A 24,877-nucleotide genomic window follows, 5' to 3' on the forward strand; every position below is an offset into this window, starting at 1 on the left:
TTATTCAATAGATACCGTTTGTTGAGCTTTAAGTTCACCCAGTGCCTGAATACGCCGTTCAATCAGCATTTCGCCAATATCCGGGCCTTGAATATCGGCAGGCAGGTCTTGTGCTTTAATGGCACGTACTATCTGCATGGCATCAAGTACATATTGCGCTTGTGGATAGGCACGATCTTCCAGTCCTAAACGGCCACGTGAATCACATTCACAAGCCTGTACAAAAGCTTCGACACGCTCGGGACGACGTAAAACGTCCAGACGCTGCAATAATCGCCATAAAGTACCGGGTTTGAGATTAAATGCCTGATGACATTTCAGATGCTCTTTACATACTGCCAACGCCAGTTGCTTGGTATAGGTCGGTACTTTTAAGCGATCACACAGATCATTGACCGGCTTGATGCCACGTTCTTCATGCATGATATGCCGCGGTAATTCTTCAACCGGGGTTAATGCTTTGCCCAAATCATGCACTAAAACGGCGAAACGTACATCCAGGCTATAGTTTTGACGACACGCCTGCTGCAAGGACATCATGGTGTGAATGCCGCAGTCAATTTCCGGATGATATTCAGGGCGTTGCGGAATACCATATAAGGCATCTATCTCAGGAAATAAGACTTTTAAAGCGCCACATTGACGCAATACTTCAAAATACACATCAGCATGACGTTCTGATAAGGCACGTGAAGTTTCTTTCCAGACCCGCTCCGGTGTTAATGCATTCAATTCACCGGATTCCGTCAAGCGCTGCATGAGTGCTAAAGTTTCATCCGCAATCACAAAACCTGCACTGGTATAGCGGGCCGCAAAACGGGCAATTCGTAGCACCCGTAATGGATCTTCGACAAAAGCATCGGAAACATGACGCAGCACCCGGTTATTCAAATCCTGCTGACCGCCATAAGGATCATAAATCTGACCGGCATCATCCATCGCCATGGCATTAATGGTCAGGTCACGACGGATCAAATCCTGTTCCAGGGTCACACTGATATCGGTATGAAAGTCAAAACCATGATAACCGGTGCCGGATTTACGTTCGGTACGGGCCAGTGCATATTCTTCTTTTGTTTTGGGGTGTAGGAAAACAGGAAAATCTTTGCCTACGGGCTGATAGCCTAAGTCAAGCATTTGCGCCGGAGTTGCACCAACGACCACATAATCTTTTTCGTGATAGGGGTGTCCGAGCAAATGATCCCGAACTGCACCGCCTACTAAATAAACTTGCATGAAAAAACCTCTATTCTTACAAGCATCATGCTACAGAATAGAGGTTTTCTCAAGTTAAGAAACGAGGCGGATGCGTCGTTATCTTGTCATTGGATTAAAGTGCGTCTTGTTCCGCTTGCTGGATTTCTGCAACGGTAAGTGCAGTCATGTTCACCACGCGACGCGTAGTCGCAGTCGGAGTCAAGATATGTACCGGCTTCGCAGCACCCAACAGAATTGGGCCAATCGTCACGTTGTTGCCTGAAGTTGCTTTCAACAAGTTAAACGAAATGTTGGCAGCATCCAGATTCGGCATGATCAGTAAGTTTGCAGAACCTTTAAAACGTGAGTTCGGGAAGGCAAACTGGCGAATATTTTCATCCAGTGCAGCATCACCGTGCATTTCACCTTCCACTTCTAGCTCAGGCGCTATTTCAGACAGGATGTCATATACCTTACGCATTTTTTGCGCGCTGGCATCATGCTGGTCTGAACCGAAACTTGAGTGAGAAAGCAGGGCAATACGTGGGGTCATACCAAAACGGCGCACTTCTTCAGCAGCCAGAATGGTCATTTCCGCCAGCTGTTCAGCCGTTGGATTGGTGTTGACATAGGTGTCGGCAATGAACAGGTTACGATCTTCAAGCATCAAGGCATTTAGGGTAAAGAAAGTGTTATGACCTTCTTTTTTGCCAATGATGTTGCTGACGAAGTCCAGATGAATGTCGTAGCTTGAATAAGTACCACAGAGCATGCCATCTGCCATGCCATGTTTGACCAGCATCGATGCAATTAAGGTAGAGCGACGACGCGCTTCACGCTGTGCATATTCAGGCGTTACGCCTTTACGCTGCATGATCTGGTAATAATCGTCTGCAAACAACTCATAATCCGGATTCTTTTCCTGATCAACAATCGTGATATTCACGCCATCTTCAAGACGTAGACCCAATTTTTTGATATTGGCTTCAATCACGGCTGGACGACCGACCAGAATAGGGATCGCCAAACCATCATCGACTGCAATTTGAACGGCGCGAAGTACACGCAGATCTTCACCTTCCGCATAGGCAATACGCTTAGGATTCGATTTTGCCTGTTCAAAGATCGGTTTCATCACGAATGCCGAGTTATAGACAAACTCAGACAAACGTTGACGATAATGCGAGAAATCTTTAATTGGACGTGTTGCTACACCCGAATCCATGGCTGCTTGTGCCACTGCAGGTGCGATTTCAAGAATCAGGCGCTGATCCAGTGGACCCGGAATCAGGTATTCACGGCCAAATGATGCCGATTTCTCACCATAAGTTGCAGCATCCGCTTCGACGTGTGCCATACGCGCAATTGCATGTACACAGGCAATTTTCATTTCTTCGTTAATCGTGGTTGCACCAACGTCTAATGCCCCACGGAAGATGTATGGGAAGCAAAGTGCGTTATTGACCTGGTTTGGATAGTCAGAACGGCCAGTGGCCATGATCACATCATTACGAACTTCGTGTGCATGTTCAGGCAGAATTTCTGGATCCGGATTCGCCAGTGCGAAAATGATCGGATCTTTGGCCATCACCTTAACCATTTCTTTGGTCAGGATGCCGGCAGCAGAAAGACCAAGGAACATGTCTGCACCCGCGATCACATCACCAAGCTGAGTGGCTTCAATGTCCTGTACATACGCTTTTTTAGATTCATCCAGACCTTCACGGTGCGTCGTCAGCAGACCACGTGAATCGGCAACGATGATGTTCTCTTTTTTCGCGCCAAGGGCACAAAGCAGATTTAAACAAGATAGGGCTGCAGCACCCGCGCCTGAAGCGACAATCTTGATGTCTTCAATTTTTTTGCCGTTGATTTGCAGCGCGTTAAGTAAAGCAGAACCCACAATAATCGAAGTACCGTGCTGATCATCATGGAACACTGGAATGTTCATGCGTTCACGCAGTTTTTGCTCAATATAGAAACATTCTGGCGCCTTGATATCTTCAAGGTTGATCCCGCCGAAAGTCGGTTCTAATGATGCGATAATATCAACAATTTTGTCCGGGTCGTTTTCAGCAATTTCAATATCAAACACATCTACGCCAGCGAATTTTTTGAATAATACGCCTTTACCTTCCATGACGGGTTTAGAAGCCAGAGGACCAATATTACCCAGGCCCAATACCGCAGTACCGTTGGTCACTACAGCGACCAGGTTGCCACGTGCAGTATACAGTGCAGCAGTTGAAGGATCGCGTTCAATCTCAAGACATGGTGCAGCTACGCCAGGCGAGTAAGCAAGGGCTAAGTCACGTTGGTTGACCAATTGTTTGCTTGGTGTAACGCTGATTTTTCCCGGGGTAGGAAATTCGTGATAGTAAAGGGCCTGTTGCTTTAAAGATTGTTCGTCCATCAGTCTCTCGATCGTTGTAAAGATTACCCGGTCAGCGGGTAAAAAATTTATTTATGTCCCTGAATATACCATTTGTTAGCCTGTTCGCACAGCCAATGGCGGCCGTTTTTCCAACAATCTTGCTGAAGCATGTATAAACTTAGACTTGATAGATATAAGAGTCCTTAACCATGTTTTGCTTCAAATAAGTGGTCGCTTCCTGTTCGGGCAGCGGTTTGGAGAAAAGGTATCCTTGAGCGATATCACAGTCTAAATCACGCAGATATTCTAACTGTTCAATGGTTTCGATCCCTTCTGCCACCACGGTCATCCCCATGGCTTTACCCATCGCCACCATGGCACTGACTATGGCTTCCTGCTTGTTCTCTCCAATCTTGGAAACGAAACTACGGTCGATTTTTAAGGTATCAATCGGGAAATCAGCAAGATAGGACAGAGATGAGTAGCCTGTCCCAAAATCATCTAGGGCAATATGAATCTGTCGCTGTTTGATTTCGTTCAGCAGGTTTTTGACGGTTTCTGAATTTTCAATTAAAGACGATTCGGTAATTTCCAGTTCCAGACTGGTACCTGAAATCTGGTTATCGTCAATGGCCTGATCCAGATCGTCAAGTAATTGGCCGCGCCGCAATTGCTGCGCCACGATGTTGACTGATACACAAATATGATTAAAACCGAGATCATTCCATTGACGAATCTGTTTGGCAGTTTGCTGTATCACCAGACGGCCAATGTCTGAAATCAGGCTGGTCTGTTCGGCTAAAGGAATAAACAGGCCGGGTGGAATAATGCCTTTTTCTGGATGATTCCAGCGAATCAATGCTTCAAAGCCATAAATGCTCTGATCGCTGAAATTGATTTTTGGCTGATAATAGACAATCAGTTCATTGTTCTGAATGGCTTTACGCAGATCCCGTTCCAGGAAAATTCCCTGTTCCTGTAAACCCTCATTCTGACTGGAATAAAAATGAATGGTATTGCCGCCCAGATTTTTGGCTTCATTCAGCGCCTGTTCGGCGCAGTTATTTAAATAATCGAGTTGTCGGCCATGATCCGGATAAAATGCCACTCCCATAGAAAGAGTAATTACATAATCCTGACCATAAATATTAAATGGTGCGCTAAAAGCCTGGGCAATGCGTTCACAGTGATGCTGCACGGAAGGGCGAATGTGCGAAATCTCGTAGATAATTGCAAAATCATCCCCATTCAGATGTGCTACAAACAGGGCTTCTGCATTGGTCATACGCAGGCGCTGCGCCACCTGACGTAAAAGTTCATCACCGCCATTATTGGACAGATATTCATTTAACGGGCGGAAGCGATCGATGTTCAGCCGGATCACTGCCATCTGCTGGATAGAGTCTTTTTGCGAGACCAGATACTGATGCAGCTGATAGTTATAATAAAAGCGGTTCGGCAAATCGGTCAGGGTGTCATAATTTTCCAGATATGACAGGCGCTGTTCCTGTAATTTACGTTCGGTCAGATCTGAGACAATTCCGACATAATGGGTAATCCGGCCCTCATCATCAGTGACGGCATTGATATGCAGCCATAAAGTGGACTGTTTGCCGGACAGAAACTTTGCCTGCACTTCTCCATCGTAGGAGCCAATCTTTTGCAGCTGTTTGATAATACTGGCATGGTTGCTGCGCTGTTCAGCTTTATTTTGTGCAACAAGATCGAATAAAGACTTACCGATGATCTGCTCACGCTCAAAGCCACTCAGGTATTCATAGTGAGGATTGACATCAATATAATACAGTTCAGGATTGAGAATAAAAATCCCTTCCGCGGCCTGTTCCAGTACACTGGCAACCAGTTTTAAACGTTCTTGAGAAATACGTTCCTGCTGAATATCACGACGAATACCTACCATTCGCAAAGGTTTGTTATTTTTAGGATCACGGCTAATCACGCGGCCAATATCATGCACCCAGTTCCAGCTGCCATCACTGAGCAGAATCCGGTAAGTGGCATCATAACGCTCAATCTGACCACGCAAATGCTGTTTCATGTTGCGCTTAAAATAGTCCAGATCATCAGGGTGAATCAGATGCTCTAATTGCAGATGATGATCTTTGGAATCACGCAGAATTTTTTCATCTTTATGATTGGTTAATGTAATGAGACGGTCTTTGATATTCCAGTCCCATGGGCGAATGCCGGCAATCTCATGGGCAAGATCCAGGTTCTGTTGCTGATTTTTCAAATGATGATTAATCTGTTCAATATCATAGGTACGTTCCCGTACTTTTTGTTCCAGTAATTGATTGTTGAGCTGTAATTGTAATTCAATATCTTTGGATTTATTGACTTCAGTTTGCAGTTGCTGGCACAGCTCATCAGTCCAGGCCACTTGCTGTTCGGCATTTTTAACCAGCAGACTGTTTTCTGCATACAAGCGCGATGTCCGGCGATGAATACGATAACTACTATTGGCACACAGCAGAATGACAATCACCGCAAAATTTAAGGCCAGACCGAAGAAGGGATTGGAAAGGCTGACATGATAAATTTGCGACAATAAAAAAGGGAATAAAGAGGGTAAAAATACCAGGCAGAAATAACTGAGTTTTTGGGTCAGATAAGTCAAGCCAAATGCCTGAGTCACAATCAGGAGCAGAGCAGACAAGGTCAGTGCTTCAATATCTTCGAATGCAGGATTGGCCTGCGGCAAATAGTAATAAATTGTATAAATACCGACAGCAATACAGCTCCCGACGGCAAGACTCTGAATCTGTAACCAGCGATGTGCGCCTTTCAAATCATATTGTTCAGGCTTAAAATAAAGTGTGCTCACCAACCAACACATACTGACCAGTAGCTCGGTCAGAATAAACCAGGTATTAAAATAGGTATTGGAAGGACGATATTGAAGGTGATAAATACAAAAAATATAAAGGCAAATCACCATTATACTGATTAAAAAATAGCGACTATGGCGAAGTGTGTTCGCAATCTGAGCATGATGCAAATGCTGCTGGATATAGTCGTCTTGCTTATCAACCATGTGATTCAATGCCTGTATTCATCCTAAACGTTTTTCCCTATGTATTGTTCTTATAAAAAAACTCCAGGAAATGTGTAAAATTAACTCATCAATAGTTATTATTCTTTCGTCGAGATTAGAGGTCTTAGGAATAAAAATCAACAAAATTAAAGACAAATTTTTACTGGCCTGATGAACTAGAGATTATAGTTCAAAATTGAAAGGGCCACGACAGGGGCTGTTTCGGTACGTAGTACGCGTTCACCAATACACCAGTTTAGAAAACCTTTTGCATTTGCTACTGTAATTTCTGCCTCACTGAGACCGCCTTCAGGGCCAATCAGCAGTGCAATATCCAGGGTCGCATCTGCCAGTACATCTGTTTCATCTTTATTGGGCGCCAAAACCAGTTTGGTCTTGGGTAGCTCGGTTTCCAACCATTTTTCAAGTGATATTGGTGCTAAAATTTTAGGCACAATATTCAGTCCACACTGTTCACATGCTGCAATCGCGATCCCTTGCCAGTGATCCAGTTTTTTCTGGTCACGATCATACTTCAAGCGCATTTCACAACGATCTGAAGTCAGCAATTGAATTTCGGAAATACCCAATTCCACAGCTTTTTGAATCGCATAATCCATGCGGTCGCCTTTGCTCATCACCTGACCGAGCAAGGCCTGAAACTTGGGCGTGCGATTGGCCGGATTAAATGCATTGACCAATACTGTGGCTGATTTCTTAGCAACTTCAGTTAAGGTCACTTCATATTCGCCACCCTGTCCATTGAACAGGGTCGCGGTTTCGCCCGCTTGAGCACGTAATACCTTTACCCAATGATGAAAAACGGTTTCCGTTAACTCAACCGTAGTATCAACATTTAAGTCTGCTTCAATAAAAAAACGTGGCATGGAGGGATTACTCTCAGATGGAACAAAACAAGACTGCATTGCTATTTACACCCTCTTTGTGTTTTTCCCAAGGGGAGAAAATGGGTGAGATCAATGCAGCCTAAAAACTTATGCTAGACCTAAGTCTTTTACAAGTTGGCGTGTAGGATCAGTGGTGTTCATGGTGTAGAAGTGCAAGCTTGGTGCGCCACCTGCAAGCAGACGCTCACAGAATTTAACCACAACTTCGTGGCCAAAGGCTTTGATGCTGGCAGTATCATCACCATAGGTTGCCAGTTGCTTGCGAATCCAGCGTGGAATCTCGGCACCGGTACCGTCCGCAAAGCGGATCAGGTTGCTGGCATTGGTGATTGGCATAATGCCCGGCGCCACAGGAATATCAATTCCGGCTTTCTGGATGCGCTCTACAAAGTAGAAATAAGCATCTGGATTGAAAAAGAACTGGGTTAATGCTGCATTGGCACCAGCTTGTACTTTTTCAACAAAGTGCTGGATGTCTTGATCAAAGCTTTCTGCCTGAGGATGCATTTCCGGATAAGCTGCGACTTCAATCTTGAAATGATCGCCTGAATATTCACGGATAAAGCGAACCAGATCAGCGGCATAGGGTAATTCACCCAAACCAACCTGACCTGATGGCAAGTCACCGCGGAGGGCAACAATACGGTCAATGCCTTGTGATTTGTACAGATCAAGCAGTTCTGCAATACGCGCTTTGTCATCGCCGATACATGACAGGTGAGGGGCAACCGGTGCACCTTTGCCATTAAAATCGTTGATGGTAGACAGGGTGCGTTCACGAGTTGAACCACCTGCACCATAAGTTACAGAGAAAAATTCTGGATTGAGCAATTGTAGTTCTTGATGAACCACTTTGAGTTTTTCCGCACCCACATCAGTTTTGGTCGGGAAGAATTCAAATGAAATTGGAATCTGTTTAGACATGTTCAAATCCTTTTTATAAATACTTTTTAATTAGTTTTACCTCTCCTAAATCCTCTCTTGCGCTGAGCTTCAAAGCAGTGCTTTAAGCACGCTCAGGAGAGGATTTACCCTCGATGACATACATTTGGTAATGAATGTTCCCTCTCCCTATGGGAGAGGGTTAGGGAGAGGGTGGAGTTTAATTAGTATTTATAAGCATCAGACTTGAATGGACCTTCAACTTGAACGCCTAAGTAATCCGCTTGCTCTTGAGTTAATTGAGTCAGAACACCACCAAAACCTGCAACCATTGCAGCAGCGACTTCTTCGTCTAATTTCTTAGGAAGAAGCTCTACACGAATTTGCGCAGCTTTTTCAGATTCTGGAAGATCAGCAAATTTCTCAGCGAATAAATGCATTTGACCCAATACCTGGTTGGCAAATGAACCATCCATAATACGTGATGGGTGACCAGTCGCATTACCAAGATTCACCAAACGACCTTCAGATAAAAGGATGAGGTAATCGTTTTCATTTTCTGAACGATATACTTGGTGTACTTGTGGCTTCACTTCAACCCACTTGTAACCACGTAAGTAGTTGGTGTCGATTTCAGTATCAAAGTGACCGATGTTACATACCACAGCACCCGCTTTTAGTGAATCAAGCATCGCTGCATCACAAACATGGTAGTTACCAGTTGTTGTTACGATCAGGTCAGTGTTTTGAAGAAGGTCAGTATTTACGTCTTCTTTCTTGCCTGTTTGCACGCCATTTTTGTATGGAGATACAACTTCGTAACCATCCATGCATGCTTGCATCGCACAGATTGGATCAACTTCAGTAACACGTACAATCATGCCTTCTTGACGAAGTGATTGAGCAGAACCTTTACCCACGTCACCGTAACCGATCACAAGCGCACGACGGCCAGATAACAGCATATCTGTACCACGTTTAATTGCGTCGTTAAGTGAGTGACGGCAACCGTATTTGTTGTCGTTTTTAGATTTAGTAACAGAATCGTTTACGTTGATTGCAGGAACTTTCAACGTGCCATCACGAAGCATTTCGTACAGACGTTGAACACCTGTCGTGGTTTCTTCAGTCACACCGTGAATTTTAGCAATCACTTCTGGGTATTTTTCATGAACAAGTAGCGTTAAGTCACCGCCATCGTCAAGAATCATGTTGGCATCCCAAGGCGTGCCATTGACATTGATTTGTTGTTCAAGACACCACATGTATTCTTCTTCAGTTTCGCCTTTCCAAGCAAAAACAGGAATACCCGCAGCAGCAATTGCAGCAGCAGCATGGTCTTGAGTAGAGAAGATGTTACATGAAGTCCAGCGAACTTCGGCGCCCAATTCAACCAGTGTTTCAATAAGAACAGCAGTTTGAATGGTCATGTGGATACAGCCGAGAATTTTCGCGCCTGCAAGTGGTTTAGCAGCAGCATAGCGTTTACGCAGACCCATAAGGGCTGGCATTTCAGCTTCTGCAAGTTTAATTTCTTTACGGCCGTAATCAGCAAGTGAAATATCAGCAACTTTGTAATCTGTAAATGAAGCAGTAACCGCGTTCATCAGGATCTCCTAGGAAAAAATAGATTGGATCGTTCTGTTCGCGGATGCCGTTGTTGATCAGAACGAATGTCTGACCGATGGTCGAGCCTAGCGATTTTACATTTAGTACCTGTAAAACGTCGCAGCATCCCTCGACTAGCGCAGTATTGTACTTGGATTCTATGAATGAGCCAAGTTGAAAAAAGATAATATTAATTGTTTTCTAAGCTTTGAGCTTTTAGTTGATCAAAAGTATTCCAGCCTAAACCAGTTAATTCATACAGCCTACCATTGTTGCCAAGATCATTAATAAATCCTGATTTCTTTAGATCAGTGATAGCCGTTTTCCATTGAGAAATTTCTCTTTGGCTATTTAAATTCAAATGTAAATCGCCAGCATGCAGTTGGGTAGAATCAATATTTTGTAAAAATTGAATTTCACTTTCGCGTTCACCAGCACTTAGTAAAAGTTGCATCATTCTCTCGCTTAATTCATTTTTTTGTTTTAAGAGTTTAGGGTTTTTGAAATCAATGATTTTTAGATTATTTAAGATATTTTGAATGTATGTATTTTGCTGGATATGAAGAGATAAATGATCTTTAATTTTTTGCTTAAAAATAGATAAATCATTGTAAAATTCTAGTACGCCACTTGGCTTCCACTCCCTGATTTGAATTTGTAGTTTTTGATATTGTTCAGTAATTTGACTTGGGGGAATAGGTTTATCACAGATATAAATTGAAGTCAGTTTTTGAGAGTCGATATGTCTGGAAATTTCCTCTACAGTGCCGCTGGCGTATTCCCCAGTGTCTGTACCTAATCGAGTCCAAAATATTCCAATCAGAATGTCGGCATCATTGAGAATACTTTTATTGATAATTTCTTGAGGCCTATTACCCATTTCAGGTGCTACATGAGTTTCCCATCTGATAGGATTTAACATTACATTAAATTGCTTAGAATGAATTGCATTCCATTCATAGATTGCATCACGAACAAGTCGTCTTTCTTCTGCGACATCGCTTGGTGAAGCGATCATTACGTTTAATACTGTTGCTTGGTAAGCCATATTGTTATCAGAATTTTATTAATATTAATGACTAATATATAGGTGCTTTTTCAATTGAGCCAGACTATTTTTATAATAAAAAGCCCATCATCTGACGGGCTTTTCTTACTTATTTAGTTTCAGCAGCATCTGCTTTTTGAGTCCAGAACTCAGCCTGTTCTTCATCGCCATCTACGCCTAAACCATTGGCATAAATAAATGCAAGATCGCGCATTGCTTGAACTTCGCCAAGTTCCGCAGCCTGTTTGACCAAAGCAATCGATTTTTCCACGTCTTTTTCAATTACATCACCGCGACGGTAGAAACCGGCCAACTCTAAAGTCGCAGCAGGATGCTTCTCGATATTGGCCTTACTTAGCCAGTAATAGGCTAACTCAAAGTGAGCTTTAGATTCTTCTGGATCTTCTTCAGCCAGTTCTTTGGCATAAACGGTATAACCTTCACCTAACCAGTACATCGCATCAACCAGTCCGCCGTTGGCAGCTTTCAATGCCCATTCTTCAGCCAGAATAATGTCATCATCATGCTCGCTTTGCATATACAGTTCAGCCAATTCAAATTGCGCTTCAGCATTGCCTGCTAAGGCAAGATTGGTCAGGGCAGCAGAGGGAGAAACACGCTGGGTCATATCAACATCTCAAAAATATTATGCGTAGACTAAAGGTTTAAATTAAAAAAGCCAATCCGAAGATCAGCTTTTCAAGTATGAGGGGGGTAAATTAGAATTTTAGACCAAGCAAATGATTGCTGAAATCACGGCGATTACCACACAGATTGAGGCGATTACTTTAATTTTACTTTCCAGATAGCTCAGGCTTAAACCAACGACCAATGCTGCAAAAGTTAAACTGCCCAGCCAATAACTGATCATGTTACTGATTGTACCTGCGAACAGGCACAGGATGAGCGCAATCGTTAATATCACCCAGCCAAGAATGCTGGCCATTCTGGTTTTGGAAGCATCTAGCTCTTTAGCAAAGATCTGTTTCTGATGTTTGGACATCGACGCGGCAAGTGCAAATAAACCGAGAGAAGTCAAAGCCCAAATCAATAAGAAGAACATCATGCCTGATTCTCCTTGAGCATCACTTTGGATTTTTTAGGCGGCAAGCCTTTATGGTTTTTTACTTTCTTGAATGCAAACCAGAACAGGATTGCAAGCGCCCACATCGCCAGATCAAAAGAAGCAATCATCCACTGACCATGCATGATGCTGTTCCAGATTGCCTGACCGCCGGTCAGGAGGTTTACAATTGGGAGTAGGGCAAATGCTGCTGTTGCAAGCAGGAGCAGCTCTAGCCAGGCCTGACGATTGCTACGAATCATGGCATAAACTAAGGTCAGCAACCACGCGATAAAGAAGCTGCGAATTTCCCAGTTCAAACGCATGTCCATGTCTGCAGGAATAAAACGGTTGGCATAAAAGTAGGCAGCACAGGCAATCGGTAAACCGATAATTGCCGCGATATTAGTCACTTCCACAAGACGATAACCAAAAGATTTATAGCCTTGCTTTTGTTGTTGTGGTGCGCGTTTGACACACCACAGAATCAAACCAGTCGCAATCATGAATGTGCCGACCACACCAGACATGAACAATAACCAGCGTAGAGCCAAGTCCACGCCACGTGCTTCATGCAATGTGGTAAATACGTTATAAATACCGTTTGCAACTGAAGGTGTTTTCAGTGTGGTTTGATCCGGCTTTAATTCACCCGTCACGCCATTGAAAGCCAGACTCGGATAAACATTACGATAGGCTACGCTGACCCCATTTAAGGCACGAAGTTCAATTTCAGCTTTGGCGGTATTTGGCTGGATGATGTTAATTGTAGCAACCGGATTGTTTTTCCATTGCTTTTCTGCTGCTGCAAGAATGGGCGCTAAGTCTGCCAATGGCGCAGGGCGTGCAGGTGGTGCATCACCACGCGAACGGCGAGCTTCACTCCGTGCAGACATATCACCACGTTCACTACGACTCTCTCCCTCGCCACGCAGTCGACGCTGGTCACTATCACCGGATTCAGCCTGAACGCTATTGTCCTGAATCAAGCTCTTACGTTGATCTTGCAGAAATGCGCCTCGATTTTCATAAATCTGGCTGACACCCCAAGGCATCAGGGTAAACAGCAGCAGTAACAAACCGCTAAAGGTAATCATGATATGAAACGGCAGGGCAAATACCGCCGTTGCATTATGGGCATCCAGCCAGGAGCGCTGACCTTTGCCAGGACGGAAAGTAAAGAAATCCTTAAAAATTTTCTTATGGGTAATCACACCGCTGATAATCGCCACCAGCATGAGCAAGGTTGCAATGCCGACAATCCAGCGCGCCCAGATTCGGGGCAGTCCGTACAGTTCAAAATGAAAACGGTATAAGAATGAACCACCGCGTGTTTCACGGGCTTGCAGCACTTCACCGGTTGCACTGTCAATGGTTAGGCGGGTACCGCCACGACGGGCACGCGGATCTTCACCGGCACCGCGAATATTCAGTATGGTGGTATTCTGGCGTGAGTTAGGCAGCTGAATCGCCCAGCTGCCGGCATCCGGATGATGCTGTTGCAGATAAGCCAATGCGACACGGGTCTGTTCGATTTGGGACTTTTGTGGGACTGACTGATGAAATTCCGGTTTCATCCAGATGCTGATTTCATTCTGGAAAAAACTTAAAGTTCCAGTTAAAAAAATCGCATATAAAAGCCAGCCTAAAATCAGACTGGCCCAGGTATGCAACCATGACATCGACTGGCGTGGCCCTTCCTGTTTTGCATCTACTCTCATCTTAATTTCCTAGGAATTTATAGCTGATATAGAGCAAAACACTGGGAATTACGATTCCGAGCGTTGCCTTGATAGTTTTGTTGACCATAAATACCCAAATAAAGGCTGCGGTATTCAGGCTAAAACCAATCAGGGTGGCTGACATGGCAGCACTGCTTCCTGCATCCATAAACATCTGGGCAATCACGATGGCAGCCAGCGAGGCAAGCATATAACCGCCGACACCAGCCAAAAGAAAGCGATATAAAATCATCCCACGATAAACCAGCAGATTTGCTTTAACTTTATTTTTGCTCGATGGACTCGGTGCAGTAACTGTTTCAGTCGCTATTGCATGCATATTCGGACTACTCATCATCGAAAATTCTATCTATTAAACTTGTTAAGCTATTTCGATGCGAATGATAACAATTATTGTTTATATTTTAAATACGAAACATCAAACTATTTATATGAAAAATAAAAAGAACTATTGGACAGGCTAAAAGGGGGGTATTAAAAAATATAAGCTTTAAAAAAAAACAGCGGCTCGAAAGCCGCTGTCTAAATATTATCTGTTCAGAATTAGTCTTGCTGAATACCTGCAACCACCCAGTCCTGATTTGAACCTGCTGGTTTAGTGAAATGCCAGATTTCTGCAAACGGTTGTGGCAAGCTGTTCAAGTCTTCGCTTACCGTACCGGTAAAGCGTACGCTGACAATATACTGACCATTGTCAGTCGATGAATCTACCACCATGGCATTCAGATTTGAAAACTCGGCAACATCCTGATCCTGATTGCTCATGATGTCATTACGCATTGACTGATAAAGATCAGGAGTTAGGTAACGCTGAATTTCCGAAATATTGCTTGCCGTATTCATAGACTGAATGTGGTTAAAACGCTGACGTGCGACACGCAAGAACGCGGCAGGTTCAGTACCATCCGGTAACTGGCTACCACTTTGGGTATAAGCCGTGCCGAAAGGCGCCGTATTTACCGGCGCAGAACCAAACGGTGCATTAGTACTTGGCGTTTGACCACCAACATTCTGACCAAAGATATTGCTATTGTCACCACCGCGAGGTGCAGTCGGTGCTTGACCAAAAGGTGCTGTATTACCAGCACCGCTATTTGGTGCAAATGGATTAGAAGCTACTTTTTTTTTTGCGCCCATCTTACGGAAAATGAAGAAGGCAACAGCAGCAGCAAGCAGGATCCAGATCCAGCCTGGAATACCACCTTTTTCCTCTTCTGCTGGAGCCGCCTGAGCTTCAGACGCTGCCACACTTTGATCATCGGCCAATGCATTGGCAGCTATGGCACCAATCGCAGCACCCGCTACACCGGCAGCAACCATACCACCCACACCTGGGCCAGATTTTTGCTGGGTTGCAGCACCGGCAGCTGGCGCTTGTTGAGCAGGCGCAGCTTGACGAGGTTGTTGATAAGATTGGGTAGGCTGTGCAGAACGTTGCATACCGTGACTTTTACCGCCACCGGCACGTTTTGCTTCAGCAGCAAAAGGCGCAACCAATAATACTGCTGTCAAGATACCTGTAATCAAACCGCGCTGTCGAACTTGCATTCATTTTTCCTATGAGAATAAAACCTATTTGTACAGTCTATTTATATAGGCTTTGTGTGGAATTTCAATCAAAAATCTGTATTTTTTTGCGCTTTACTGCAAATTCACTGCCTGATGCTTAATTTAGCTCATCACTTAAAGACATGGCTTCACTCAGGGCTTCATGCAAACGGGCAACAGCAATAATTTGCACGCCTGCAATGGTTTTTTGCGGTGCATTGCCACGCGGCACAATAATGTATTTAAAACCATGCTTGATCGCTTCTTTCAGACGTTCCTGTCCATTTGGTACGGGACGAATTTCACCAGACAGCCCGACTTCCCCAAAAACAGCCAGTTGTTGTGGTAAGGCCTTGCCACGAATACTGGAAGCGCAGGCCAGAAGTACCGCCAGATCGGAGCCGGTTTCTGTAATTTTAAGACCACCAACAATATTGACATACACATCCTGACCTGAGGTTTGTACACCACCGTGTCGGTGCATTACGGCCAAGAGCATATTTAGGCGGTTCTGGTCCAGACCCAGCGCGACCCGTCGTGGCTGACCATGCGCATCATCGACCAAAGCCTGTACTTCGACCAGGAGTGGACGCGTGCCTTCACGACTGATCATGACAATCGAGCCCGGAATCGCTTCATCATAACGGCTTAAAAATATTGCAGATGGATTGGACACTTCGCGCAGCCCTTTGTCGGTCATGCCAAACACCCCGAGTTCATTCACCGCGCCAAAACGGTTTTTGACGGCACGGATCATCCGGTAACGTGAATCGGACTGACCTTCAAAATACAGTACACAATCGACCATATGCTCAAGTACGCGTGGGCCTGCCAAGGCGCCTTCTTTGGTGACATGACCGACCAGAAATAAAGAGGTACCGCTGTTTTTGGCAAAACGGGTCAGCAGGGCAGCGGATTCACGAATCTGCGAGACTCCACCTGGAGCCGATTGTAAGGTCTCGGTATACAGGGTTTGAATTGAGTCCAGAATTGCGACGGCAGGACGTTGCTGGGCCAGTACTTCACAAATGCGTTCGACACAGGTTTCTGCCATGACCTTGAGCTGATCGGTTGGCAGATCCAGACGCTGGGCACGTAATGCGACCTGAGACAGGGATTCTTCGCCGGTGACATATAAGGCCGGATTTTTGGCAGAGGCCATATGCGTGGCTGTTTGCAGCAAAATGGTTGATTTACCAATGCCGGGATCACCGCCGATCAGAACCACTGAACCCGTTACCAGTCCGCCGCCCAGAACCCGGTCAAACTCACTGATACCGGTCGGTAAGCGTGTTTCATGCGAGACTGAGACCTGATTTAAGGTGGTGATTGTGGATGCCTGACCTGCATATCCACCCGCGATTTTTGGCTGAGCCCGATGTGTAACCGCAGGTGCAATGCTGACCTCAGTCAGGCTGTTCCATTCCCCACATTCCGAACATTGTCCCGACCATTTCGGATGATCTGCACCACATTGTTCACAACGATAGACACTTTTTGCTTTAGCCATATTTTAAGATGAAGCGATTGAAATTGACTGACAGCATAGCGGTGAATGTGATCTAAAACCAAGCCTTTCACCTGAGAAATCATGGTTTTTACGACAAGGCTTGTCGTTTTTATTTGTGCTTATTCGGATGTTGTGTATCAACGCCGTCTATAATGCCCGTCTTGTTATGCTGAAATGGAACAGATCTTGTCACAATTGCTGAAACATATTGATGCGATCGCACGTGAAAAAAACCGTGATGTGCTGTTTGTGCATTTTGAACAGTATGTATACCCAGATCAGGACGCTCACTCGGTTCGGCAAATGTTTATCGGCTGGTTAGAGCAACAGGGTATCCGTTATATACCGTGTTTGGGCATTGAGCCCACAGTCCGCAGTGACGTGTATTCGGGCAGTCTATATCTGGATGTACCTTTTGACCTGCAGCATAAAACTTATCAAAAACTGAGCGAGTATTTGGAAGATGATCAGGGCAATATGAAAATTGAAGGCATTCAGTTTTTTGTTTTATCTTTAGGACTGGCACTTGAACTCGAATCTGACGGCAAATTACCAGAATGGGGCGGTTTACGCTCATAGAACATGAATATTGGATTTGAATTTCGAATAATTAATAATAAAAAGCCACAATTGATGTGGCTTTTTATTCTCTTGGTTCGGGATTTAAGCAATAAGGCGGTTAATAAAGTTCACCAGATTTACGTCTTGCGATGAAGTCTTTCGATTCCTTGGCAATCACGCCAGACAATAACAGCAATGCAATCAGGTTGGGAACCGCCATCAGACCATTAAAGGTATCGGCAAATAACCAGACCAGATCCAGTGTCGCGATACAGCCGACAAAAACCGATGCAATATAAATAATACGATAGGGTAGAACGAACTTTTCGCCGAGCAAGTAAGTGGCACATTTTTCGCCGTAGTAGCTCCAGCCTAAAATCGTGGAATAAGCAAAGAAAATAATTCCGAAGGTGACCACCCAGCCACCGACACCGGGCAGGAGTTTGTCGAACACGCCAATCGTCAGTACTGCACCGGTCTGATCACCAAATGAATTACCGGCCATGATGTAGCCCATGACCAGAACAATACCAGTAATTGAACAGACAATAATGGTGTCAATAAAAGTACCGGTCATAGAGACCAGACCCTGACGGGCAGGATGGTCGGTTTTTGCTGCTGCGGCTGCAATCGGCGCAGAGCCCATGCCGGCTTCATTCGAGAATACCCCACGTGCTACACCATAACGAATCGCCGCACCAATCGCACCGCCTACTGCAGCTTCACCGGTAAAAGCATAGGTGAAGATCATTTTTAGTGCAGGTGCTACCAGTTCTAAATTGTTGAGAATAATGATCAGACCGCCAGCCACATAGCCTACCGCCATGATTGGAACAATCACCGAAGATGCCTTGGAAATCGATTTAATCCCGCCCAGAATCACCAGTGCTGAAAAGGCAGTAATGATAATACCGGTCATCCAGGTTTCGATCCCCAAACTGTTTTCAACTGCCAGTGCAACAGTATTGGACTGCACTGAACTGCCGATCCCAAAAGAGGCCAGTGTCCCGAACAAGGCAAAAATCAGCGCCAGCCATTTCCATTTCAGGCCACGTTCGATGTAGTACATCGGACCACCCGACATTTCACCTTTTTCATTTTTAATTCGGTATTTGACTGCAAGGACACCTTCGCCGTATTTAGTCGCCATACCAAACAGCGCAGTCATCCACATCCAGAAGACCGCACCCGGACCACCCAGCACACAGGCGGTGGCTACGCCGGCAATATTACCGGTACCAATCGTGGCAGACAGTGCAGTCATCAGTGAAGCGAACTGGGAAATATCACCTGAGTGCTCGGGATGCTTGCCAAAAACCTGTTTGAAGGCCAGTGGCAGCATACGGAATTGCCAGAACAATAAGCGGAAAGTGAGGAATATCCCGGTGCCGACAATCAGTACCAGCATATAAGGGCCCCAGACCCAGCCGCTTAAAGTCTCCATTAAACTTTGTAAGTTTTGCATAAAATTCTTCTTATTGATCCATGTCTATGTAATTCGAGATATTGATTAAAAAGCAATTATTGTGCCATCGGTATTCATCCTGAATACTTAAAATGGCGGAATTGTGTTCTAGTTTTTACATGGTTTTGCTGCTTTGACAAGAAGTTTCTTGAATCTCGGGCGTCGAAAAAATAAGCGTTAAGCTGGCGCGAGTGAGATATAAGAAAAATAAATGAACTTTACAGTTTAGGCAGAAAATACAAATGATGTGATTTTTCTTTTTGTATTCAGGCTTTTTTACGTTAATTTGTCGCGAGTAAAACTCGAAGTTGAAATCAATAATGTCAGAAAAATATAACAGTTCATCGGCAGAGCACGGTGAGTTACAGCGAAGTTTATCCAATCGGCATCTACAGCTTATTGCCATTGGTGGCGCCATCGGAACCGGCCTGTTTATGGGTTCGGGCAAGACCATCAGTCTCGCAGGTCCTTCTATTCTGGTGATCTATATGATCATCGGTTTTATGGTATTTCTGGTAATGCGTGCACTCGGTGAGTTGTTGCTCTCGAATTTGCAATATAAATCATTCATTGATTTTGCCACGGATCTGATCGGGCCTTGGGCCGGATACTTTGTTGGCTGGACCTACTGGCTGTGCTGGATCACTATCGGGATCGCAGATCTATCCGCGATTATTTATTACCTGCAATTCTTCAATAATGGCTTGCCCTTTAGTCCTGAAGAAGGAGTGATGATCAGCGTTGCCGCGATTGTGTTTATCATGGGTTTGAACTTGGTCACGGTCAAACTGTTTGGTGAAATGGAATTCTGGTTTGCTCTGGTCAAGATTATCGCGATTGTGGTGCTGATTGCCGTTGGCCTGTGGATGGTCTTTACCGGGTTTACCTCGGATGCCGGCACAGTTGCGTCATTTAGTCATATCTGGTCACATGGCGGTATCTTCCCTACAGGCGCGATGGGCTTCCTGGCCGGTTTCCAGATTGCGATTTTTGCCTTCGTCGGGGTAGAGCTGGTGGGTACCACTGCAGCTGAAACCAAAGATCCGGAAAAGAACCTGCCGAAAGCAGTGAACTCGATTCCGATTCGTATCATTATTTTCTATGTACTGGCACTCCTGATTGTGATGTCCGTGACACCATGGAATCAGATCGATCCAAATATCTCGCCCTTTGTGAACCTGTTTAGTCAGGCTGGTATTGCCGCAGCTGCGATCATCATGAACCTGGTGGTGTTGTCCTCGGTGATGTCATCGATGAACAGTGGGGTATTCTCGACCAGCCGTATGCTGTTCGGTCTGTCGCGTGAAGAGCAGGCACCACTTGCCTTTGGTCGCTTAAACCGTCGTGCAGTTCCGGCAAATGCCTTGTATTTCTCTGCGGTGTGTTTGTTGCTGGGTGCAGCACTACAGTATTTCGTTCCAGATACCGTCCGCGCTTTCACTTTAGCAACGACTTTATCCACGATTCTGTTTATCTGTGTCTGGATCATCATTATCTGGAGCTATATCGTGTACTACAAAACACGTCCAGAATTGCATGCCAAATCGACCTTTAAGTTGCCGGGCGGTCTGGTGACCTGCTGGATTGTGATTGTATTCTTCCTGAGCATGATCGTGGTGTTGGCGCTGGAAGACGATACCCGTCAGGCACTGATGGTCAGCCCGATCTGGTTTATCCTTCTGGTTATTGGCTATTTCGGTTTCTATAAACAGAAACATAAATAAACCTTATCAATAAAAACGTCAGCGATCTGCTGGCGTTTTTTTATCGCTAAAGATAATCTCTAGGCTTTAGCGCTTTGGTCATGGTGATCATCGCGTTATACTTCATCGAAACACTATTCAATTAGGTGGTCAGATGCATCAAGTCATTTGCTACATCAGTATCTTGGCGACAAGTCTTGTTCTTGCAGCTTGTGGGCAGTCAGGTGCGTTGCACTTGCCGAATGATCCAGATTACGACAAGCGTGCCAAGTATTTGTTATATAAAAATACCGAAGCTGAATCCAAAGCCTCCGATGAAAAACGAGATGCCCCTGTGCAACAACAGTTTGCTGCGCCTGAAGCATCAGATTCAACGACTACACCTTAACGCTTTCAAAGAAAGGATACCTTCATGAGTTTCACCCGCATTAATGGGGTATTGCACGCTGAGCAATGTTCATTACAACAGCTCGCAGAGCAATTTGGCACACCTCTCTATGTTTATTCCAAAGCCACCTTGGAAAAGCATTTTTTAGATATGGATCGTGCTTTTAACTTTATCGATCATCAAATCTGTTTCGCGGTAAAGTCCAACTCCAATCTTGCGGTATTGAATGTATTGGCCAAACAGGGGGCCGGTTTTGATATTGTGACCGGCGGTGAATTGGCACGTGTGCTAAAAGCCGGTGGTGATGCCGCAAAAATTGTATTTTCGGGTCTGGGTAAAACTGAAGCAGATATTAAAAAAGCCTTAGAAGTGGGCATTGCCTGCTTTAATGTGGAATCTCATGCCGAGCTGGATCGTATTCAAAAGGTTGCGGCTGAATTAAATGTTAAAGCGCCGATTTCATTGCGCGTGAATCCGGACGTCGATGCCAAAACCCATCCTTATATTTCAACCGGTCTAAAAGAAAATAAATTCGGTATTCCATCTGATAGCGTATTTGCAACCTATCAATATGCGGCGTCACTGGCCAATCTGGATGTGGTCGGGATTGACTGTCATATCGGTTCACAGCTCACCGAAACCCAGCCATTTGTCGATGCACTGGATCGTGTCATTGTCATGATTGACCAGCTCAAAGAAATGGGTATCCACCTCAAACACATCGATATTGGTGGTGGTTTGGGTGTGACTTATAAAGATGAAACCCCGCCATCGGTTGAAGAATATGCCAATGCGCTGCGTCCAGCTTTAGAAAAATTGGGCCTGAAAGTGTATATGGAGCCGGGGCGTAGTATTTCTGCCAATGCGGGTGTATTGCTGACCAAAGTCGATCTGCTCAAACCGACCAATCACCGTAATTTCGCGATTATTGATGCCGCGATGAACGACCTGATTCGCCCGGCTTTATATGAAGCATGGATGGACATTCAGCCAGTGACGCCGCGTACTGATGCTGAAACTAAAGAATGGGATGTGGTGGGTGCGATCTGTGAAACCGGTGATTTCCTCGGTAAAGAGCGTGAATTGGCAATCAAAGAAAATGATGTACTGGCAGTCTTGGGCGCAGGTGCCTACGGGTTTGTGATGAGCTCAAACTACAACAGTCGCGGCCGTGCGGCTGAAGTGATGGTTGATGCAGATCAGGCACATCTGATTCGTGAACGTGAGACGATTGAATCACTCTGGGAACGTGAGCGTTTATTGCCTTAAGGACTAAATCGAGATGTTATTAGAATTTACCAAGATGCATGGTCTGGGCAATGACTTTATGGTGGTTGATCTGATCAGCCAGCGCGCTTATTTGGATCCGGTCACCATTCAGCGCTTGGCCAATCGTAACTTTGGTATTGGTTTTGATCAGCTGCTGGTGGTTGAACCACCAGACGTACCGAGTGCAGATTTTAAATATCGGATTTTTAATGCCGATGGTTCGGAAGTAGAACAATGTGGCAATGGCGTGCGCTGTTTTGCCAAGTTTGTACATGACCGTCAGTTGACCAGCAAAACCAAAATCAAGGTACAGACGAAGTCTGGTATTGTTGAACCGGAATTGGGTGCCAATGGCTGGGTGCGGGTCAATATGGGCTATCCGAAATTCCTGCCACAGGACATTCCATTTTTGGCCGATGCACCGGAAAGCCTGTATGACATTGAGCTTGCTAGCGGTGAAAAGCTGAGCATTGATGTGGTGAATATGGGTAATCCACATGCGGTGACGATTGTACCGGATGTGATTGCTGCCGATGTGGCACGTATTGGCCCACAAGTTGAAGCGCATGCGCGTTTCCCGGCACGGGTCAATGCTGGCTTTATGCAGATCATTGATGAAAAACATGCGCGTTTGCGTGTGTATGAACGTGGGGTCGGCGAGACTTTGGCCTGTGGTACAGGTGCCTGTGCCGCAGCCATTTCCGGTATGCGCCGTGGTCTGCTGTCGAGCAAGGTTGAAATCGAGCTGGCAGGTGGCAAGTTGCAGATCGAGTGGAAAGAAGGCGATGTGGTCTGGATGACCGGACCAACGGCGACCGTGTATGAAGGGCGTCTGGATTTGCGTTATTTTCAGGGTTAATCGGCATTAAGTTTTAAAAAAGCACCGTGCTCAGAACGGTGCTTTTTTTATGTTAGGATGAAACTGAAATTTAATATGCATGATTATGCCTTCATGAATCAGCTTGTATTTTTACCGGGTGCATCTGGCAGCCAAGGTTTTTGGCAGCCGTTAAGGGCAGCATTAACCGAATATCCAGATCAGCAGGTCATTGCCTATCCAGGATTTGATGGGGTGACGCCAAATGTAGCCATTCAAAACCTGTATGATTTGCAAGAACTAGTAAATAGGCAGATTCAGGATGACTCCATTCTGATTGCCCAGTCGATGGGCGGTGTACTGGCAGTTGGGTTAGCGCTTAAGCATCCGCAAAAAGTCAAAGGGCTGGTATTGTTGGCGACATCAGGCGGTTTAAATTTGAAGAGATTTCACTGTGCCGACTGGCGAACAGATTATCGTGAACAGTTTAAAGCAGTACCGAACTGGTTTGTACAAGATCACACTGAATTTAATCCTGATCAGCTCGCCGGTCTTGAAATTCCCATTTTGCTAATTTGGGCAGATCATGATCCTCTAAGCACCATTCAAGTAGGACAATACTTAGAAAAAATATTTAAACATGCAAAACTGCATATCATCCAAGGCGGAAATCATTTCTTTGCCAACACTCATGCAGATCAGGTGGCAGCACTGATTCAAGATTATCTGGAGCAATTTTAAATGGAGCATGCAGTGACTGTGCCCCCTCAACTTTTGCTCAATATGTGGCTGAAAGAACGTGAAATCCAGAACCAGTCTAAACATACCTTGCAGGCCTATGCTCGTGATGTCTCGGATTTTTTAGAGTTTTGCCAGCGTGAGCAGCTCAATTTAAATGATGTAGAAGCCACAGACCTGCGCCAGTTTCTGGCTGAAAAAGTCGAACAGCATCAGCTGAGTCCCAGCAGTCTTCAGCGCATGCTGTCGTCCATTCGCCAGTTTATGAAATGGGCAGAGCAGGCCCAGCATCTCGCTTTTAACCCGGCGGATGATTTTCAGTTAAAGCGCCAATCGCGTCCTTTGCCGGGCATGGTGGATATTGAAACCGTGAATCAGATTATCGATCAGCCTGCGCCTGAAAATGAAATCCAGCAGCAAATGTGGCTCCGGGACAAAGCGATTCTGGAGTTGCTGTATTCCAGTGGGTTGCGTCTGGCCGAATTACAAAACCTCAGAATCAAAGATATCGACTTCAACCGGCAGTTGCTACGTATTACCGGTAAGGGCAATAAAACCCGGATCGTGCCTTTTGGCTCCAAGGCCAAAGAGAGTGTTATGGCCTGGTTACAGCTTTATCCACGCTGGAATGGCGATTTTGTGCCAGAGGCGAATGTATTTATTACCCAGAAGGGCAATCCACTGGGTGCACGCCAAATTGAAAATCGGGTCAAGTTTCAGGCGCAGCGCGCAGGCGTCAATGTGGATTTACATCCGCATTTGTTACGTCACTGCTTTGCCAGTCATATGCTGTCGAATAGCCGCGACTTACGTGCGGTTCAGGAAATGCTGGGCCACAGTAATTTAAGCACCACCCAGATTTATACCCATGTCGATTTTGATCATCTGGCACAAATTTATGATCAGGCGCATCCGCGTGCACAGCATAAAAAGGATTGATCATGCGCCAAGTGGTAGAAAGTAAAAATCATGAATATATATTTTTGGCATAAAACTTTCAT

General features: G+C 45.2%; 21 protein-coding genes. 7 read left to right on the top strand and 14 right to left on the bottom strand.

Features of this window, described 5'->3' with window-relative positions:
- The 13 genes from FTU90_RS00980 to radA all read right to left on the bottom strand — a co-directional run bounded on the left by FTU90_RS00980 (nucleotide 1) and on the right by radA (nucleotide 16,935).
- Complete coding sequence (locus FTU90_RS00980; RefSeq protein ID WP_180071810.1) at nucleotides 1-1,236, bottom strand: multifunctional CCA addition/repair protein; 1,236 nt, start codon at nucleotides 1,234-1,236, stop codon at nucleotides 1-3.
- 94 nt (nucleotides 1,237-1,330) lie between these two features.
- On the bottom strand, nucleotides 1,331-3,610 hold the full coding sequence (locus FTU90_RS00985) for an NADP-dependent malic enzyme (protein ID WP_180071811.1): 2,280 nt from the start codon (nucleotides 3,608-3,610) through the stop codon (nucleotides 1,331-1,333).
- A 139-nt stretch (nucleotides 3,611-3,749) separates the two neighbouring features.
- Entirely contained in the window at nucleotides 3,750-6,626 is a 2,877-nt protein-coding gene (locus FTU90_RS00990) for a bifunctional diguanylate cyclase/phosphodiesterase (protein ID WP_180071812.1), read from the bottom strand.
- Between the two features lie 176 nt (nucleotides 6,627-6,802).
- The gene (locus FTU90_RS00995) at nucleotides 6,803-7,513 is read right to left on the bottom strand and encodes a 16S rRNA (uracil(1498)-N(3))-methyltransferase (protein ID WP_180071813.1); all 711 of its coding nucleotides are present in this window, start codon (nucleotides 7,511-7,513) and stop codon (nucleotides 6,803-6,805) included.
- 108 nt (nucleotides 7,514-7,621) lie between these two features.
- The gene (gene metF / locus FTU90_RS01000; RefSeq protein ID WP_005097677.1) at nucleotides 7,622-8,458 is read right to left on the bottom strand and encodes a methylenetetrahydrofolate reductase [NAD(P)H]; all 837 of its coding nucleotides are present in this window, start codon (nucleotides 8,456-8,458) and stop codon (nucleotides 7,622-7,624) included.
- 182 nt (nucleotides 8,459-8,640) lie between these two features.
- Complete coding sequence (ahcY, locus tag FTU90_RS01005; RefSeq protein ID WP_100534859.1) at nucleotides 8,641-10,023, bottom strand: adenosylhomocysteinase; 1,383 nt, start codon at nucleotides 10,021-10,023, stop codon at nucleotides 8,641-8,643.
- Nucleotides 10,024-10,214: 191 nt separating this feature from the next.
- Complete coding sequence (locus FTU90_RS01010; protein WP_159138231.1) at nucleotides 10,215-11,072, bottom strand: DUF4062 domain-containing protein; 858 nt, start codon at nucleotides 11,070-11,072, stop codon at nucleotides 10,215-10,217.
- Between the two features lie 109 nt (nucleotides 11,073-11,181).
- A complete protein-coding gene (locus tag FTU90_RS01015; protein WP_005097675.1) occupies nucleotides 11,182-11,700 on the bottom strand; it encodes a tetratricopeptide repeat protein in 519 nt (172 codons plus the stop codon).
- 99 nt (nucleotides 11,701-11,799) lie between these two features.
- Complete coding sequence (locus FTU90_RS01020) at nucleotides 11,800-12,138, bottom strand: DUF3325 domain-containing protein (protein WP_100329080.1); 339 nt, start codon at nucleotides 12,136-12,138, stop codon at nucleotides 11,800-11,802.
- On the bottom strand, nucleotides 12,135-13,856 hold the full coding sequence (locus FTU90_RS01025; protein ID WP_180071814.1) for a PepSY domain-containing protein: 1,722 nt from the start codon (nucleotides 13,854-13,856) through the stop codon (nucleotides 12,135-12,137). Before FTU90_RS01025 ends, FTU90_RS01020 begins: the two co-directional genes overlap by 4 nt.
- 1 nt (nucleotide 13,857) lies before the next feature.
- Nucleotides 13,858-14,214 (bottom strand): hypothetical protein, encoded by a 357-nt coding sequence (locus FTU90_RS01030; protein ID WP_034608454.1) that lies wholly within the window; start codon nucleotides 14,212-14,214, stop codon nucleotides 13,858-13,860.
- A gap of 206 nt (nucleotides 14,215-14,420) precedes the next feature.
- Nucleotides 14,421-15,425 (bottom strand): Tim44 domain-containing protein, encoded by a 1,005-nt coding sequence (locus tag FTU90_RS01035; RefSeq protein WP_180071815.1) that lies wholly within the window; start codon nucleotides 15,423-15,425, stop codon nucleotides 14,421-14,423.
- Between the two features lie 118 nt (nucleotides 15,426-15,543).
- Nucleotides 15,544-16,935, bottom strand: a complete 1,392-nt coding sequence (gene radA, locus FTU90_RS01040; RefSeq protein ID WP_159138228.1) for a DNA repair protein RadA — start codon at nucleotides 16,933-16,935, stop codon at nucleotides 15,544-15,546.
- Between the two features lie 174 nt (nucleotides 16,936-17,109).
- Between radA and FTU90_RS01045 the strand changes: the two genes are divergently transcribed.
- The gene (locus FTU90_RS01045; RefSeq protein WP_005169959.1) at nucleotides 17,110-17,514 is read left to right on the top strand and encodes a hypothetical protein; all 405 of its coding nucleotides are present in this window, start codon (nucleotides 17,110-17,112) and stop codon (nucleotides 17,512-17,514) included.
- Nucleotides 17,515-17,614: 100 nt separating this feature from the next.
- Here the strand turns inward: FTU90_RS01045 and FTU90_RS01050 are convergent, their stop codons facing one another.
- Nucleotides 17,615-18,961: a sodium:alanine symporter family protein gene (locus FTU90_RS01050; RefSeq protein ID WP_005169960.1), complete on the bottom strand. Its 1,347-nt coding sequence runs from the start codon at nucleotides 18,959-18,961 to the stop codon at nucleotides 17,615-17,617.
- 320 nt (nucleotides 18,962-19,281) lie between these two features.
- Here FTU90_RS01050 and FTU90_RS01055 point away from each other — a divergent pair, with 320 nt between their 5' ends.
- The 6 genes from FTU90_RS01055 (at nucleotide 19,282) to xerA (ending at nucleotide 24,815) form a co-directional block, all read left to right on the top strand.
- A complete protein-coding gene (locus tag FTU90_RS01055; RefSeq protein ID WP_005097664.1) occupies nucleotides 19,282-20,685 on the top strand; it encodes an amino acid permease in 1,404 nt (467 codons plus the stop codon).
- Nucleotides 20,686-20,818: 133 nt separating this feature from the next.
- A complete protein-coding gene (locus FTU90_RS01060) occupies nucleotides 20,819-21,052 on the top strand; it encodes a lipoprotein (RefSeq protein WP_005169961.1) in 234 nt (77 codons plus the stop codon).
- A gap of 24 nt (nucleotides 21,053-21,076) precedes the next feature.
- Complete coding sequence (lysA, locus tag FTU90_RS01065) at nucleotides 21,077-22,321, top strand: diaminopimelate decarboxylase (protein WP_159138227.1); 1,245 nt, start codon at nucleotides 21,077-21,079, stop codon at nucleotides 22,319-22,321.
- Nucleotides 22,322-22,334: 13 nt separating this feature from the next.
- Nucleotides 22,335-23,180, top strand: a complete 846-nt coding sequence (gene dapF, locus FTU90_RS01070; protein WP_100534855.1) for a diaminopimelate epimerase — start codon at nucleotides 22,335-22,337, stop codon at nucleotides 23,178-23,180.
- Nucleotides 23,181-23,273: 93 nt separating this feature from the next.
- Complete coding sequence (locus FTU90_RS01075; protein ID WP_227523632.1) at nucleotides 23,274-23,879, top strand: alpha/beta fold hydrolase; 606 nt, start codon at nucleotides 23,274-23,276, stop codon at nucleotides 23,877-23,879.
- Complete coding sequence (gene xerA / locus FTU90_RS01080) at nucleotides 23,880-24,815, top strand: site-specific tyrosine recombinase/integron integrase (RefSeq protein ID WP_159138226.1); 936 nt, start codon at nucleotides 23,880-23,882, stop codon at nucleotides 24,813-24,815.
- Nucleotides 24,816-24,877 lie beyond the last annotated feature (62 nt).

The sequence above is a fragment of the Acinetobacter sp. YH12200 genome, from assembly GCF_013418175.1.
Taxonomy (GTDB): Bacteria; Pseudomonadota; Gammaproteobacteria; order Pseudomonadales; family Moraxellaceae; genus Acinetobacter; species Acinetobacter pseudolwoffii.

Excerpts from the sequence above, each read along its gene's own strand:
- FTU90_RS01025 (WP_180071814.1), bottom strand. The coding sequence starts at position 13,856 with ATGAGAGTAGATGCAAAACAGGAAGGGCCACGCCAGTCGATGTCATGG.
- FTU90_RS00990 (WP_180071812.1), bottom strand. The coding sequence starts at position 6,626 with ATGGTTGATAAGCAAGACGACTATATCCAGCAGCATTTGCATCATGCT.
- dapF (WP_100534855.1), top strand. The coding sequence starts at position 22,335 with ATGTTATTAGAATTTACCAAGATGCATGGTCTGGGCAATGACTTTATG.
- FTU90_RS01015 (WP_005097675.1), bottom strand. The coding sequence starts at position 11,700 with ATGACCCAGCGTGTTTCTCCCTCTGCTGCCCTGACCAATCTTGCCTTA.
- FTU90_RS01045 (WP_005169959.1), top strand. The coding sequence starts at position 17,110 with ATGGAACAGATCTTGTCACAATTGCTGAAACATATTGATGCGATCGCA.
- FTU90_RS01020 (WP_100329080.1), bottom strand. The coding sequence starts at position 12,138 with ATGATGTTCTTCTTATTGATTTGGGCTTTGACTTCTCTCGGTTTATTT.
- FTU90_RS00985 (WP_180071811.1), bottom strand. The coding sequence starts at position 3,610 with ATGGACGAACAATCTTTAAAGCAACAGGCCCTTTACTATCACGAATTT.
- FTU90_RS01055 (WP_005097664.1), top strand. The coding sequence starts at position 19,282 with ATGTCAGAAAAATATAACAGTTCATCGGCAGAGCACGGTGAGTTACAG.
- FTU90_RS01030 (WP_034608454.1), bottom strand. The coding sequence starts at position 14,214 with ATGATGAGTAGTCCGAATATGCATGCAATAGCGACTGAAACAGTTACT.
- FTU90_RS01035 (WP_180071815.1), bottom strand. The coding sequence starts at position 15,425 with ATGCAAGTTCGACAGCGCGGTTTGATTACAGGTATCTTGACAGCAGTA.
- FTU90_RS00995 (WP_180071813.1), bottom strand. The coding sequence starts at position 7,513 with ATGCCACGTTTTTTTATTGAAGCAGACTTAAATGTTGATACTACGGTT.
- FTU90_RS01010 (WP_159138231.1), bottom strand. The coding sequence starts at position 11,072 with ATGGCTTACCAAGCAACAGTATTAAACGTAATGATCGCTTCACCAAGC.
- radA (WP_159138228.1), bottom strand. The coding sequence starts at position 16,935 with ATGGCTAAAGCAAAAAGTGTCTATCGTTGTGAACAATGTGGTGCAGAT.
- FTU90_RS01050 (WP_005169960.1), bottom strand. The coding sequence starts at position 18,961 with ATGCAAAACTTACAAAGTTTAATGGAGACTTTAAGCGGCTGGGTCTGG.
- xerA (WP_159138226.1), top strand. The coding sequence starts at position 23,880 with ATGGAGCATGCAGTGACTGTGCCCCCTCAACTTTTGCTCAATATGTGG.
- FTU90_RS01060 (WP_005169961.1), top strand. The coding sequence starts at position 20,819 with ATGCATCAAGTCATTTGCTACATCAGTATCTTGGCGACAAGTCTTGTT.
- FTU90_RS00980 (WP_180071810.1), bottom strand. The coding sequence starts at position 1,236 with ATGCAAGTTTATTTAGTAGGCGGTGCAGTTCGGGATCATTTGCTCGGA.
- ahcY (WP_100534859.1), bottom strand. The coding sequence starts at position 10,023 with ATGAACGCGGTTACTGCTTCATTTACAGATTACAAAGTTGCTGATATT.
- FTU90_RS01075 (WP_227523632.1), top strand. The coding sequence starts at position 23,274 with ATGAATCAGCTTGTATTTTTACCGGGTGCATCTGGCAGCCAAGGTTTT.
- metF (WP_005097677.1), bottom strand. The coding sequence starts at position 8,458 with ATGTCTAAACAGATTCCAATTTCATTTGAATTCTTCCCGACCAAAACT.
- lysA (WP_159138227.1), top strand. The coding sequence starts at position 21,077 with ATGAGTTTCACCCGCATTAATGGGGTATTGCACGCTGAGCAATGTTCA.